This is a genomic window from Paenibacillus sp. Y660 (genome assembly GCF_057221575.1).
In genome coordinates, this window is sequence record NZ_JBXBBJ010000001.1 from 462,733 (window position 1) to 477,020 (window position 14,288).

The 14,288-nt window shown below is 48.1% G+C and carries 14 protein-coding genes; 11 read left to right on the top strand and 3 right to left on the bottom strand.

From position 1 onward, the window contains the following. The first annotated feature begins 92 nt into the window (after window positions 1–92). From AC2TDN_RS02100 to AC2TDN_RS02115, 4 genes are read left to right on the top strand one after another with little or no spacing between them, the layout of a single operon-like run. The gene (locus tag AC2TDN_RS02100; protein ID WP_482064946.1) at window positions 93–1,022 is read left to right on the top strand and encodes a COX15/CtaA family protein; all 930 of its coding nucleotides are present in this window, start codon (window positions 93–95) and stop codon (window positions 1,020–1,022) included. Beyond that, entirely contained in the window at window positions 1,022–2,785 is a 1,764-nt protein-coding gene (locus tag AC2TDN_RS02105) for a UbiD family decarboxylase (RefSeq protein WP_484686859.1), read from the top strand. Before AC2TDN_RS02100 ends, AC2TDN_RS02105 begins: the two co-directional genes overlap by 1 nt. Before the next feature lie 48 nt (window positions 2,786–2,833). Beyond that, window positions 2,834–3,544, top strand: coding sequence for a Cthe_2314 family HEPN domain-containing protein (locus AC2TDN_RS02110; protein ID WP_484686860.1), 711 nt, complete (start codon window positions 2,834–2,836; stop codon window positions 3,542–3,544). 19 nt (window positions 3,545–3,563) lie between these two features. Continuing rightward, window positions 3,564–4,346 (top strand): SDR family oxidoreductase, encoded by a 783-nt coding sequence (locus AC2TDN_RS02115; RefSeq protein ID WP_484686861.1) that lies wholly within the window; start codon window positions 3,564–3,566, stop codon window positions 4,344–4,346. Between the two features lie 130 nt (window positions 4,347–4,476). On the opposite strand, the gene AC2TDN_RS02120 is transcribed toward AC2TDN_RS02115, so the two are convergent. After that, on the bottom strand, window positions 4,477–4,722 hold the full coding sequence (locus AC2TDN_RS02120) for a NifU family protein (protein WP_053372062.1): 246 nt from the start codon (window positions 4,720–4,722) through the stop codon (window positions 4,477–4,479). An 86-nt stretch (window positions 4,723–4,808) separates the two neighbouring features. Between AC2TDN_RS02120 and AC2TDN_RS02125 the strand changes: the two genes are divergently transcribed. Then, window positions 4,809–5,081: a YuzB family protein gene (locus tag AC2TDN_RS02125; protein ID WP_482065314.1), complete on the top strand. Its 273-nt coding sequence runs from the start codon at window positions 4,809–4,811 to the stop codon at window positions 5,079–5,081. 8 nt (window positions 5,082–5,089) lie between these two features. Here AC2TDN_RS02125 and AC2TDN_RS02130 read toward each other — a convergent pair whose 3' ends face one another. After that, window positions 5,090–6,157, bottom strand: coding sequence for an NAD(P)/FAD-dependent oxidoreductase (locus AC2TDN_RS02130; RefSeq protein ID WP_482064942.1), 1,068 nt, complete (start codon window positions 6,155–6,157; stop codon window positions 5,090–5,092). Between the two features lie 63 nt (window positions 6,158–6,220). Continuing rightward, window positions 6,221–7,324 (bottom strand): aminofutalosine synthase MqnE, encoded by a 1,104-nt coding sequence (gene mqnE / locus AC2TDN_RS02135; RefSeq protein ID WP_484686862.1) that lies wholly within the window; start codon window positions 7,322–7,324, stop codon window positions 6,221–6,223. 248 nt (window positions 7,325–7,572) lie between these two features. Here mqnE and erpA point away from each other — a divergent pair, with 248 nt between their 5' ends. The 6 genes from erpA to AC2TDN_RS02165 all read left to right on the top strand — a co-directional run bounded on the left by erpA (window position 7,573) and on the right by AC2TDN_RS02165 (window position 13,714). Next, window positions 7,573–7,935, top strand: a complete 363-nt coding sequence (gene erpA / locus AC2TDN_RS02140; RefSeq protein ID WP_484686863.1) for an iron-sulfur cluster insertion protein ErpA — start codon at window positions 7,573–7,575, stop codon at window positions 7,933–7,935. A 120-nt stretch (window positions 7,936–8,055) separates the two neighbouring features. Beyond that, the gene (locus tag AC2TDN_RS02145) at window positions 8,056–8,418 is read left to right on the top strand and encodes a hypothetical protein (RefSeq protein WP_484686864.1); all 363 of its coding nucleotides are present in this window, start codon (window positions 8,056–8,058) and stop codon (window positions 8,416–8,418) included. A 650-nt stretch (window positions 8,419–9,068) separates the two neighbouring features. Further along, window positions 9,069–9,803 carry a winged helix-turn-helix domain-containing protein gene (locus AC2TDN_RS02150; RefSeq protein WP_484686865.1) on the top strand — a complete coding sequence of 245 codons (735 nt, stop codon included), beginning with the start codon at window positions 9,069–9,071 and terminating at the stop codon, window positions 9,801–9,803. Continuing rightward, on the top strand, window positions 9,800–10,897 hold the full coding sequence (locus tag AC2TDN_RS02155; protein ID WP_484686866.1) for a sensor histidine kinase: 1,098 nt from the start codon (window positions 9,800–9,802) through the stop codon (window positions 10,895–10,897). Before AC2TDN_RS02150 ends, AC2TDN_RS02155 begins: the two co-directional genes overlap by 4 nt. 125 nt (window positions 10,898–11,022) lie before the next feature. Beyond that, window positions 11,023–11,799 (top strand): ABC transporter ATP-binding protein, encoded by a 777-nt coding sequence (locus AC2TDN_RS02160; protein ID WP_482064936.1) that lies wholly within the window; start codon window positions 11,023–11,025, stop codon window positions 11,797–11,799. Continuing rightward, on the top strand, window positions 11,774–13,714 hold the full coding sequence (locus AC2TDN_RS02165; protein WP_484686867.1) for an ABC transporter permease: 1,941 nt from the start codon (window positions 11,774–11,776) through the stop codon (window positions 13,712–13,714). Before AC2TDN_RS02160 ends, AC2TDN_RS02165 begins: the two co-directional genes overlap by 26 nt. Window positions 13,715–14,288 lie beyond the last annotated feature (574 nt).

Here is a 14,288-nt window from a genome sequence, read left to right on the forward strand (position 1 = left end):
ACTCGGAAGTGTCACATTTTCAACATGGCTTTTGCCTTTTTTTATAGCTATAATTGAACTGTTATTAAAACACGAAATAAGGTGATTTTATTATGGTAACCGGGCGTTTTCGCGCGTTAGCTATCGCTGCGTGCATCGGAATGCTTCTTGTACTGCTCGGCGGGGCACTAGTCACGAATACAGATTCAGGACGCGGCTGCGGTGATGATTGGCCATTGTGTCATGGGAAGTTTATACCTGCTTATACGATTGAATCCCTGATTGAATATTCGCATCGGCTTGTAACCGGCTTTGAAGGGCTGCTCGTTCTCGCTACTTGTCTTTCGATGTATTCGAAGTTTAGAAAAAACCGCACAGGATACAGCGAGCCGTTGTTTTATGCAGGAGGCGCATTGCTGTTCACCATTATTCAAGCTTTAATGGGTGCGGCAGCGGTCATGTGGCCGCAATCTCCGCCTATTATGGCGATTCACTTCGGCATATCGTTAATCGCATTCGCTTCGACATTGCTGCTGGTGATCTGGACGTTTAGAGCCAAAAACGGACCTCCAGTGGAATTCAAAGTACCGCGCTCCATATTTCCGCGCGTGCTGCTTACTGCGATTTTTTGCTACATTGTCGTCTACCTGGGCGCATTCATTCGGCATACCGATTCAGGTGGAGGCTGTATGGGATGGCCGTTATGCAACGGAGAGGTCGTTCCGGAGATTAGCGGCGCAACCGGAGCCGTATTCATACACCGGGTGGCTGCTATGGCGTTAGCTATCAGCTTGGCAGGCTTGTTTATTCACATTCGGAAGGTAAGCATAGGCGGAGCGGGCTTAACGAAGCCGGCTGCATGGACGTTAGGTCTTGTTGTTACGCAAATATTCAGCGGGGCGCTGCTGACATACACGATTTCGAATTCGAATTGGTTTTTGTTCACCAATTTATTGCATAATCTAATTGTTACTGGTCTGTTTGGCATATTAATGGATATATTAATTCGTTCGTGGCGGCTAAGGGAAGGGCGTGGAGGTTAGTGAGCTTTAAAAATTTACGAGAATTTTTGGACGTACTAAAGCGTGAAAATGATTTGGCAATTATAGATGCTCCTGTAGATCCAAATCTTGAGGTAGCTGAAATTCATCGGCGCGTAATCGATGCGGGAGGGCCTGCATTATTGTTCACGAACGTGAAGGGGAGTCCTTTCCCGATCGTAACAAATTTGTTCGGGACAAGCCGCAGGGTTGATCTGGCCTTCGGACCAAGGCCTGAAGCGCTTATGAAACAAATTATTGGGGCGGTTGACCGCGTTCTGCCGCCTACGCCAAAGGCGATTTGGGGCGAGAAAAACTTAATATGGGACATGCTGAAGGTGGGAATGAAAGAGGTTCCTGCCAGCAGCGCTCCTATTCTACAGGCCTGCAAACATGAAAATCCGCTTGCAGGTTTGCCTGCGATTACAAGCTGGCAGGATGACGGCGGTCCCTTTATTACGCTGCCGCTCGTCTATACGGAACATCCCAAGCATCGCAAACAGCATAATCTCGGCATGTACAGAATGCAAATTTTCGATGACTCTACAACAGGCATGCACTGGCAAATACATAAAGGCGGAGGCTTCCATTACCATGAAGCGGAGAAAAGGAATGAAGCGCTGCCCGTTTCCGTTTTTCTCGGCGGCCCACCCGCTCTAATCGCTTCTGCGATAGCTCCAGTACCTGAGCATCTGCCTGAGCTGCTGCTTGCATCGCTCATCATGGGCGGCAAGCTGCCGATTGTCAAAGATCCAAACGGCGCGCATCGCATTCCGTCAGAAGCTGAATTTGTGTTAAGCGGCCATGTGCCGCCGCATATTAAGAGAGCGGAAGGGCCGTTTGGCGATCATTACGGCTACTACTCATTAAAGCATGATTTTCCAATATTCAATGTCAGCCATATGTGGCATCGCAAGGATGCTATCTATCCGGCAACGATTGTCGGCAAGCCGCGCCAAGAGGATTATTATATGGGCGAATTTTTGCAAAAGCTGCTCTCGCCCGCGTTCCCGATGGCTATGCCTGGCGTTAAGGATTTATGGACATACGCGGAAACGGGCTTTCATGCGCTTGCGGCGGCTGTCGTTAGGGAAAGCTATTCACGCGAAGCATTGACATCTGCATTTCGCATTCTGGGAGAAGGGCAGCTAACGCTTACCAAATTTCTAATCGTTACGAATCAGTCAGTAGAGCTTGAAAACTTTCCTGTACTGCTTGAAACGGTTCTTGAGCGTTTCCGCCCGGAAACCGATTTGTTTATTTTCGATAATACCTCGCATGATACGCTCGACTATACTGGCGGCAAGCTAAACCACGGCAGCAAAGGGGTTATGCTTGGTGTTGGTGATAAGGTACGTGAGCTCCCAAGCACCTATACCGAAGGAGCAATCGATGAGATAACGGCTGCTCAGCCGTATTGCCGGGGTTGCTTAGTCGTATCTGGAGCATCCTATGAGCAGGAGCCAAAGCTGGCACAGCGTCTGCTTGAGCGCCTGTCAGAGAAGGAAACAGAATGGCCGCTCGTGATCCTTGCCGATGATGCAGGTATCGCGGCCGCGCAAACGCCGTTCTTATGGACGGTATTTACAAGGTTTAATCCAGCGGACGATATTTATGCGAATTCCGATATTACCCGTCACCACTTTGGCTATAAGCTTCCTGTCGTAATCGATGCGAGAATGAAGCCGGGATATCCGGATGAGCTGTTCCCGCGCGAGGATATCGTGAAGCTGGTAGATAAACGGTGGAGTGAATACAAGCTGTAATTTCGCCGATAAAAAATCGTAATTTTGTGACGAAAGGACTGTTCAATTATGCTGCGTTTCCTGTTTGATGAACCCTTGAGAGAAGCGGAAGGAACCCTTGCAGAAACGTTTCGTTTAATGGATCAGTTCGTATCCTCTTTGTCCAAAAAAATGGCAGAAGGCGGAGACCCCCATAAGCTTCGGAAGTACGAAATATGGACGTTAGGTCTCCGCTCATCCTTGGATGAGCTTGAGCAGAGCCACTATGTTGCGTTTCATTTTCAGCATAAAATTACCTCCTCCTCGGTTAAGCAAATGACAGCGGAGGAGAGAATCTTTTATAATCGTTATATCTACTTTGATAAAAACGCTTTCATTCGCGTTTTTTCTTTGCTCGATAAGCTTGGCACATTGCTAAATGAGCTTCTAGACATGAAGACGGAGCGAATAAAGTCTCATTTCTCCTATTTCACGGTTTTGCGCAACATGCGCGAGAAGAGGGCACATCCAGAGCTGACTTGGAAGCTGAACGATGTGAAGGAGAAATACAAGGAACCAATGACAAGGCTGCGCAAGCGCAGAAATACCGAAACTCATTATATGAACTCGGAAATGCATGATGATCTGATTCAAAGCAGCCGTATGTATGGCGAGGAGGTCAAACTCGAAAATTTAGCCGAGCAATCGGCTGATTTGACGCAGGGACTATATCTGGCGATGGAATCGCTGCTGCTGACATTTCAATATGCATGCGGATTAATGCGAAACAAGCAACATTAATCCCAAAGGGGGAACACTCGTGGGACTCAACAGCAAAACCGCGTTAGTAACAGGCAGTGCGAAGGGGCTTGGCAAACGAACGGCGCTTCAGCTTGCTGAGCAAGGCTGCAATGTTGTTATTAATTACTACGAGAGCGAACTTGAAGCAAGACAGGTAAAGGCACAGATTGAGCAGCTAGGTGTAAAAGCGATTACCGTGCAAGCCGATATTGCAACAACAGAAGGTGCAGCAAAGCTGGCTGATGCAGCGGAGAAATGGGCTGGAGGCGTTGACATTCTTGTCAATAATGCAGGGCCCTTCGTCCGCAAACGCCGACTCTTCAGCGAATACGATGAGGAAACGATTATCAGGCTGCTGCATGGCAACTTGTTAGGCGTTATGATGCTTGACCATCGCCTTCTACCGGGCATGCGCGAGCGAAAATGGGGGCGGATCATCCATTTTGGCTTCGGCCATGCAGGTGAAGCGAGAGCTTGGCCGCATCGTGCGGTGTATGCCGCCGCCAAGACGGGGCTTGTATCATTCACGAAGTCGCTCGCCGTAGAAGAGGCACCTCATGGCATCACTGTCAATCTAATCGGTCCAGGCGATATTCGCGGGGTTAACAAGGAACGGTCCATTGCCGAGGTGGAGGAAGAATACGATAAGGAGTCGCCTATCGGGCGCCCCGGTGCGGGGGAGGACGTTGCTCGAGTGGTGCTTTTCCTATGCGACAAAAATTCGAATTACTTGACCGGCAACGTCATTGATGTGACAGGCGGCTTCGATCCCATTGTTGCCAACATCAAAGGAATGTTTTAGCTGTTCAAGCATAAACAAATCACCGCAAAAAAAGAGTCTTATCAGGAAGCTAGGGAGACATGCTCCGCAGCGCTGATAAGACTCTTCATCATTTGTCATACATGAGGCGTGCCTGGTTCGTTCTTATCTATTAGAATACTTGAACGACTTCGACTACACCTTCAACTTCTTCGAGAAGTGCACGTTCGATACCCGCTTTAAGCGTGATCGTCGAGCTTGGGCAGCTTCCGCATGCGCCCATCAAACGAAGCTTGATGATGCCGCCCTCGACATCAACCAGTTCAACGTCGCCGCCATCGCGCTGCAAAAACGGACGAAGCTTATCGAGTACGTCCAAAACTTCATCGTACATCGTATCTTGTACTTGTTCACTCATTGCAATCATCTCCTTTCTCCCCTATTATAGTACAAAGTGAAGCAATTGAAAATGGATAGTAACTAAGTAAAGTTAGGTGAAGCTTGATGTTTAAACCAATGATCGAATTTTGTGCCAGCAATATGCATCACGGCACTGACCGTATAATGAATGAGTTTGAGCAAAATGTTGAATACGAAGTAACCGAATATGGCTGCTTAGGAAATTGCGGCGAATGTTATTTGAATCCATTCGCTTTGGTCGATGGCGAGATTGTATCTGCCGAATCGGTGGATGAGCTTCATGCCAACATTTTGAAAGCAATCAAGCAGCAGCAAGCAGATAAAGAAGCGCTGGATAAGCTGCTGGATGATTTGTAAGACTTGTCCTAACCAAGGTGGCGCTTAGAGCGCCAGAGCACTCCGCTCTTCACGAGGCGTGGCACGCGTCCCAAAATAGGCGTACCGCCCATAAGGCCGAATCCGCTCTTCTTGCCAAGCGAACCGAGAACGCCCTTCAGCTTAAGCTTGCCGAGCCGCGGCGTCTTGTCATGCCAGATCGCTTGAAGCACCTCGGCAATTTGCTTGCCTTGGGCGCCTGCAGCTTGACCGCTTGGTGAAAGCGGCAATGCTGCGCAGTCTCCTACGATAAACACATCGGTATGGTCTGGCAGCTGATGATATCCATTTATAATCAGCCTTCCTTGATTATCCTTCGGCAAATTCATACGCTGAACGAGCGGAACAGGCTGAATGCCTGCCGTCCAAACCGTTACATCCGTATAGATTGGCGCTGTGGAATTGCAATCATGGAGGATTCCGCCTTCGACGTGCGTCAATCCGACATGCCCGCGCATCTCAACATGATGCTCCTCGAACCATTCCGAAACAAAAGATTGAAGCTTGCTTGGGAAAGCAGACAACACGCTCGGACCACGATCCAGAATACGGATGTTAAGGTCCGGACGGCTTTCACGGAGCTCTGCTGCAACCTCTACGCCGCTTAGACCGCCGCCCACAATTGTTACTTGACCATAAGGCTTAACGTCATTCAGCTGCATGTAGGTTTTTCTAGCCGCAGAGAAGGTTTGGATGCTGGTTGAGAACTGCTCAGCGCCTTCGATTCCATGATATTTATCGGTGCAGCCAAGACCGATAACAAGCCATTCATACTCGATCGATTCCTGTCCTTCGATATGGACAAGCTTCAATTCCATGTCCACATCTGTTACTTCCCCGTATGTCAAAGTAATTCTTGGATCAACCGGGAATTTGACCCGGAGCTCCAGATCCGAAACCGTTCCAGCGGCAAGCGCGTAATATTCCGTCTTCAAGCCTTGAAACGGCATCCGGTCAATTAATACGACGGAGACATCGATCGGCAGCTGCTTTTCGAGCAATTCATTAGCAATGGCGAGACCGCCATAGCCTCCGCCTAAAATAATAAGTTTTCTCATATGATTTCCAACTCCACGCCTCTTGATGATAATTCTATTTTGTGCTTCCGTGCTGTCGATTACTCATTCGTAAACTTTAATTTCATTGTAAAACGTATCGCGTTCAACCGGAATGCGGCCTGCGCCTTTAATAAGCCAAATCAGATCCTCGCGAGTAATGCCCTCAGGCGTCAGTGCTCCAGCAGCATGGCTGATTTTTTCCTTCACAATCGTACCGTGAGCATCCGATGCGCCCATCGTTAGAGCAACCTGCGTGAGCTGAACGCCGATGTTGATAAAGTAAGCTTTGATGTGCTGGAAGTTGTCGAGCATGAGACGGCTGATTGCAATGGTCTTCAAATCCTCGAACGCTGAGTTGCGGCGGCGTATGCCGGCTCTAGGGTTGATCGGCTGCATCGAAAGCGGAATGAAAACAAGAAAGCCGTTTGTCTCATCCTGAAGCTCGCGAAGATGCATCAAGTGGCGAATCCGATCTTCCTTCGTTTCGATCGATCCATACAGCATCGTCGTATGCGTCCGCAGTCCAAGCTCGTGAGCTGTGCGGTGTACCTGCAAATATTGTGTAACATCAGCTTTGTCCACGCGCATTTTTTTGCGGTAATGATCGGATAAAATTTCAGCGCCGCCGCCAGTCAACGATTGCAAGCCCGCTTTCATTAGCTCTTGAAGCACTTCACGGTAAGTCAGGCCGCTAATGCGCGAGAAAAAATCGATTTCCGCAGCTGTATAAGCTTTAAGTGTAACCTCTGGAAACCGATCCTTCAACGCTTTAAGCGAGTCTACATAGTATTGGAATGGAACATTCGCATTATGGCCGCCAACAATATGGAATTCACGTACGCCAGGGTGAAAGTGCTGCTCCACATATTCAATCATTTGCTGGCCGCTTAGTGTATAGGAGCCTTCTTCGCCCTCGTCCTTACGGAAATTGCAGAAAGCGCAGTGAGCCTCGCATACGTTTGTAAAATAGAGACTCATGTTTTCGATAAAATAAACCTTTTTGCCATTTTTGCGCATGGCGACTTCATTAGCGAGCTGTCCAATCGTGAGCAGATCATCTGATTGATATAAGAAAACACCGTCCTCAAGCGTTAAACGCTGCCCATGACGCACCTTTTCAATAATGTGCTGCATATGTGTATCCTCTGTCGGTATAACAACGTTCATGGTCTAGCCTCCTAAATATTAATCGATTGTGAAAAAAAGAACTTTCTTTCCCGTTTAAAGAAGCTGTAACTATTATAAACCTCATACGTAACATGGGCAATAACAAAAGTGATTCATTGACCATAAATTGGAAAATGAGTAGTTGGGCAGGCTGCTCTTGAGCAACGGAACAAACTGGAGTATACTACAAATAAGTAAGTGAAGTGAGTGCAATCGAATCATTATTCGGATAAACGGAGGGATGTAGCATGATCACGATCAGTGACACGGCATCTGACAAAATAAAAGAAATGCTCGCTGAAGAAGGCGGACCAGAGCTCTTCTTGCGAATTGGCGTTAAGGAAGGCGGCTGCAGCGGCTTTTCCTACGGAATGGGCTTTGACGATGAGCAGCATGATGGAGACAAAGCACTCGATATGGATGGACTTAAGGTTGTCGTAGACGAGGACAGCATCAAATATTTGAACGGTCTCGTTATCGATTTTAAAGAATCCGCGATGGGCGGCGGCTTCACGATTGAAAATCCGAACGCCAGCGCCACATGCGGCTGCGGCTCATCATTCCGTACAGCTGCCGATGCAGGCAAACCGGCTGAAGCGGGTGAGTGTTAATACTTGCTAGTATAGGCATCTTCCGAAATGCGTATGATTACATATGCATTCCGGAAGTTTTTTTTGTTTGTTTTTTCGCTTCAAGTCTATTAATCAATCATCTTTGGGGGCTGGCAGCACATGACATTTATTCATGATTATAGACAATTTATCGAGGTAGGTTGTTCATCATGCGGCAGGAAGCATACCGTTCAAGCCGATCAATACAGCGTTACCTCGCAGGGCTATTCGTTTCACTCACCCGTAAGCTGTTCTTGCGGCCAAACGGCGAGCACCGCTAACAAGGACAAGTGGACCCGGACTTTGAAGTCGGAAAATAATGAGATGATGAAAAGAAATAAAGCGACGACGATCAAAATGATGGTTGTCATTGTCTTGGTTATCGTTTTTTTTGCAGGCGAGACCATTTATATGATCCACGAAAAAGAAGCGGAACAAAAGAGCGCTGCCCATGAGACGAAAAAAGAAGTTTCAGCTGTATAGAAAAACGATGTATAAGGTCGGCTGATTGCGTGCAAGATAATGTTGACGGTGTGAAGAGAGGTGTGGTTCCGTTGGACCATTTGGTGCTAGGGCTGCAGGAGGAACTTATTTAATCACTTAGCTTTTATGAAAGCGAGGGGTTGTGTCGCAGAGCACTTCTGAACACACACGCTGAAAGCGATCCGTTAAAACCGGAAAGTAAATAAGCGGTGCCCAAGTTATCTTAATTATGTGAAGTGTTAGATGGAAGAGACTCGAACGATCAAACACCGTCATAAGAGAAGCCTGTAAAAGGGCTTCTCTTTTTTGTTTGCCATGAGAAGGCCGAGGGGAGTATTGCTTAGCATAATTCAGGGAATTCCCTGACATATAAAGCAAGAGCATAGCGTCCAGCTGATCGGCAGACGTTCTTCCAAAAGCTACCTAACCAATGAGCTTGAGTTAGCGTCCATCCTAACGAATGAACTGGCGAGCCTACTGCTCGAACCGCAAATATAAGCTATAATAGTGTGGAAATGGCAGCATTATGTTTCAAATGGGGCAGCGGAGGATGAAGGAAATGATAAAGCTAATGATAGGTGATGACCATGCGATGGTCTGATCCGGCAGTCCTTATTCTCAGTAAACCAAAATCGTGAAGGGAGAAATTCATGTATCGCATTTTTATTGTTGAGGATGACGACAAGATTGCTTCCATCTTGAAAAACAATATGGATAAGTACGGCTTTGAAGCGGCAGCCGTCACGCAGTTCCGGGAAATCATGCCGGAGCTCGAGGCGTTTGCGCCGCATATGGTGCTGCTGGACATTAATTTGCCGTATTTCGACGGCTATTACTGGTGCCGGCAAATTCGCGCCCGCTCAAGCATGCCCATTATTTTCATATCGGCTCGCGCGGGTGAAATGGATCAGGTCATGGCCATTGAGAACGGCGGGGATGATTACATAACGAAGCCTATTCATTTAGACTTATTGATGGCGAAAGTGAAAAGCGTGCTAAGACGCGCATACGGGGAGTATGCGGGTGCTGTGGCAGCAGCAGTTGAAACGGGCGCTGGTGCGCATGGCGAACTAACAGCTTGCGGCCTCCGGCTTTTTTTAAACCGGAATGAGCTTGAATGGAAAGGGCAGCGTGTCGAGCTGACCAAAAACGAGCAGCTGCTTGCTGAATGCTTAATGAAGCATCCGGGCGAAGTAGCCTCCCGCGAGCAGCTGCTGGAGGCGCTGTGGGATGACGTGCAGTTTGTCGATGATAATACGCTCACCGTTAATGTAACGAGACTTCGCAAGAAGCTTGAAGAGCTTGGATTGCCGAAAGCGATCGAGACGGTGCGCGGACATGGGTATAAGCTGACGTTAGCACGATGCGAGGAAACGCCGCGATGAGAGGCCTGTCGCTGGCGTTATTTTTGCGTGACCGTCTGCTGTTTATTTTTATGGCTTTATTAATTATTTCATTGTCGATCTCTATGCTGCTGCTCGAGCGGGAGCGTTATCCCGGCCTTATCGCGCTGGGAACCATTTATTACTTTGTCATTCTTGCTTTATTTTTTCTTGGGGTATGGCTTGCGGTCGACTATTTGCGCCAGCGTGCCTATTTCAAGCAATTGATTGACGCCATTGAACGGTCTGAAGAGCTTCAGGCGACAACCATCGTGCAAGCTACCATTACGCAGGAACAGAAGCTCGTCGCCAAAATGCTGGAGGAGCAGAGCCGGGCTTATTTGAACGAACTGGGCAAGTATCGCCGCCAGCAGGAGCTGCATAATCATTTTGTGCTCCAATGGGTGCATCATATGAAGACGCCCGTTTCGGTTATCGACCTGCTGGCTCAGGAAGCGCTGCAGCAAAGCGAAGCTTTGCAGCCCGAGCATAAGCAGCTTGCGCTAAGCGTACAGGAGGAGACGGACCGGATGACGCGCGGACTGGAAATGATGCTCTATACGGCGCGCCTGGACAAGTTTGAGATTGACCTTCACGTGAAGCAGACAGCGCTGCATGAGCTTGTACGTACTGTTATCAATGCGCACAAAAAGCTGTGTATCCGCCACTCGATATTTCCGCGTATAGATGGGGAGCTCACTGTAGAGACGGACGAGAAATGGATGACCTTTGTATTAAACCAGTTCGTGAGCAATGCGATCAAATACAGCAAAAGCAAATCGGGCGCGAAGAAGCTTATTTTTCATTTGCAAGCTTATGGCAACGGAGGAGGCAGGCTAACGGTATCCGATGAAGGAATCGGCATCGCGCCGCATGATCTTCCTCGCGTATTCGAGCCCTTCTTCACGGGAGAGAACGGTCGCACTGCAGGGGAGTCGACGGGCATGGGACTTTATTTGGCGAAGCAGGTATGCAACCGGCTGGGACATGCAATGGACATAGCTTCGGTGCTTGGGGAAAGCACAACCTTGACGGTAGCGTTCCAGCCGCGGGGCATTCATATTTTAAACAGCGAAAGTGATGCGAACGGGCATTAAGTGACAACTTTGTAAGGTTCAGTGCATGCAATTGAAAGGGAAATCGATGGGTTCGACCTCTTCCGCTCGTCTATACTAAGGCTAATGAAGCGCAAATACAGACAGATCCGGGGAGGAACAAAGCAATGAGTGTACTAAGAGCACAAGGACTTGGCAAAATATACAGCAGTAAAGGAAATGTGGCCTATAAAGCATTAGAGGATATTGAACTAAAGGTGGAAGCAGGGGAATTCGTTGGCGTCATGGGGCCATCGGGAAGCGGTAAGACGACGCTGCTGAATTTATTGTCCACCATTGATCGGCCGACCTCCGGTCAAATCGAAATTAACGGCGTGAACCCAAGCAAGCTGACCGATAAGAAGCTGGCGTTATTCCGCCGCCGTGAGCTCGGCTTCGTCTTTCAGGATTTCAACCTGCTCGATACGCTGTCGATTAAGGAAAATATTATTTTGCCGCTCGTATTGGAGGGTATGGCACCGAAGCAAATTGAACAGAAGCTAAATCCGTTAGCTGAGCTGCTGCAAATTAAGCCGATATTGGAAAAGCGGACTTATGAGGTGTCAGGCGGACAGAAGCAGCGCGCCGCGATTGCGAGAGCCATTGTTCATCAGCCTTCGCTCGTGCTGGCAGATGAGCTGACAGGAAATTTGGATTCGAAATCAGCGAAGGACGTCATGGACTCGCTTAAGGATATGAACGAGCGGTTTAAGGCGACCGTGCTGATGGTTACGCATGACCCGTTCTCAGCGAGCTATTGCCAGCGCATCGTATTTATCAAGGACGGCAAGTTTTTCTCTGAAATTCGCCGCGGCTCGAATCGACAAGCATTTTTCCAACAAATATTAGACGCTCTCAGCGTGCTGGGAGGTAATTTCGATGACGTTCCGTTCGCTCGCGCTTAGCAACATTCGGGGCAACTGGCGGTCGTACAGCGCATTTTTTCTGAGCAGCGTGTTTTCCGTAATGATCTTTTATATTTATGCTGCGTTTCTGTACCATCCGGAAGTGGCTAACGGCCAGATTATGGCAGCCTCAAAAATTCGAACCGGCATGGTGTTCTGCGAATACATTATCGTCATTTTCTCTTTCCTATTCGTGCTCTATTCCAATTCAGCCTTTCTTAAGACAAGGCAGCAGGAGTTTGGATTGTTCTCCTTATTTGGAATGACGAAGGCGCAGCTGCGCAAGCTGGTGATTTATGAGAATGCTGCGATTGCAGTCCTAGCTATCTCTGTCGGAATTGGGCTTGGCATGCTGTTCAGCAAGCTGTTCTTCATGGCGCTCGCGGTGCTATTAAACTTGAATGAAACGATTCCGTTCGCGGCTCCGATCAAAGCGGTAGCTATGACGGCTGGAGGCTTCTTCGTTCTGTTCATGCTTATCTCGGTTTGGACGGCGCTTCGAATCGGTCGTGCGGAAATTATAGATTTGCTGAAAGCGGCCCGGAAGCCAAAGGGACAGCTTGTCTTCTCGTCTTGGCTTGTGACCGTTGCCGTGGTTTGCCTTGGCGCTGCTTACGGCATGGCGATATTAATGACAAGCGAAACTTTTCTTGTGCTGGCATTGCCCATTTTGGTTACCATCGTTATCGGCACGTATTTCCTCTTTACGCAGCTTAGCATATTGCTGCTTCGTTTTATTCAAAAACGGTCCTCGGTTTATTACAAACGCACGAATATGATTGTGTTCGCCCAGCTTGGCTATAAGATCAAAGATAATGCACGTATTCTATTTACCGTATCGATCTTAAGCGCCGTCGTTATGACTGCCTTGGGTACCGTTTATATTATGCAAATCGGCAGCAAGCAAAGCATGCTTTGGAACTCGCCGTTCTCGCTTGCCTATAGTGAAGTGGGCTTAAATTCGCATGAGGTGATCGACCCGGCGGAGCTAAAGCGCATCGTCACTGAGGACGGATTGAGTATCGTACGTGAAGCAAAAGTGGCTGGCGTGCTGATTAACCGCTATGCGATTGGTTGGAATAATGATGAACCCAACCTAAATGACTCGGATGCTTTGATCATTTCGGAAACCGACTACAATAAGCTGGCGGATATAACGGGTCAACCGAGCATCCATCCTGAGAGCGGCAAGCTGACTCTTGCGCAGCCATATGGTGCCGATGTACAACGCACAGGCGTTGTTAAAGGCAGCATCAATGGCAAAGAAGAAAGGTTTGAGATCAGCAGGGTAATAGATGCTAAGATCATGAACTGGTTGGATAGCAACTACTTTACATTTGTCATGGACGATTTCTCGTTTGTGAAGCTGCTATCGAGCGTACCGGAAGAAAAGCTGTATGTGATGTACGGTTATGAGCTGAGCGATTGGGAGAACACCGTTGCAACAGCGGAGAAGCTGAAGAAGCTCGTACCTGAGGAGCTTCAAGGACAAATCGACTTTAGCCGCGTTTCGAATTATGAGGAAATGCAGGAAACGGTTGCACTCACTTTATTTATCGGAATGTTCATTAGTCTGCTGTTCTTCATCGCGTCAGGCAGCATGATTTATTTCAAGCTGTTCACCGAGCTGCAGGAGGATCAGGCACAGTTCAATGCGCTGACTCGAATCGGCATGACAAAGGGCGAGATACGCAAAATCGTCGTCTCTCAGATAGGTTTTGTATTTTTCGTTCCTGTTGTTGTTGGTATTTCTCACGCGCTGTTCGCCATGAAGGCGCTGGACAACATGATGGAGTCATCCAATTGGTTTTATTCTTTTGTCGTCATTGGCATCTATATTTTAATGCAGACGCTGTATTTCCTCGTTGCATGCAGCAGTTATATGAAGAGCATGCTTCGCGGCGCATCGGCGTAGCACGATTGAAGAAGGGGCAAGTGTTCGCACGGAATGGGAACTCCCAATGCTGCTCGTTTACTTGTTCCTAACTATGAAATTTTTTAACCAGTTAGCTGAGAACCCTGAGCTCCTGTCATTCGCTCCTTAACCTTACTTTCCGCAGGCTTTTTCGCTTATTCCAGCGCTCATTGTTCTAACCCGTAAGTTTGAAATAAAAGGCTATCTCAAATCAGTTTTGTGGAATTAACAGGAAATTCTCCATCTAATTCCCTGATAAGACGCTAGTTCGTTCATTTAGCTGGAAAAACTCCCGTTACTCGGAGCATTTTCACCGAAATAGGGTCAAAAGCGAGATATTAACGGGAGAAAATCCATCTAAATCCGATTTTTGCCAAGAAACACATGAAATAACGGGAGTTTTTCCCGTAATTGCTGACTCAAGAGGGCTCAGCCCCATGAATGATTGAACCCGAGACTACAGAAGAACCAGGGATCCCGCCGATTCCTGCTTCGTAGCTTGCCATAGGCAAGCCTGAAGGTGGGGAGACTTTCGATTGCTCACAATCTCAATAAGCCAAGCAACCATAGACCT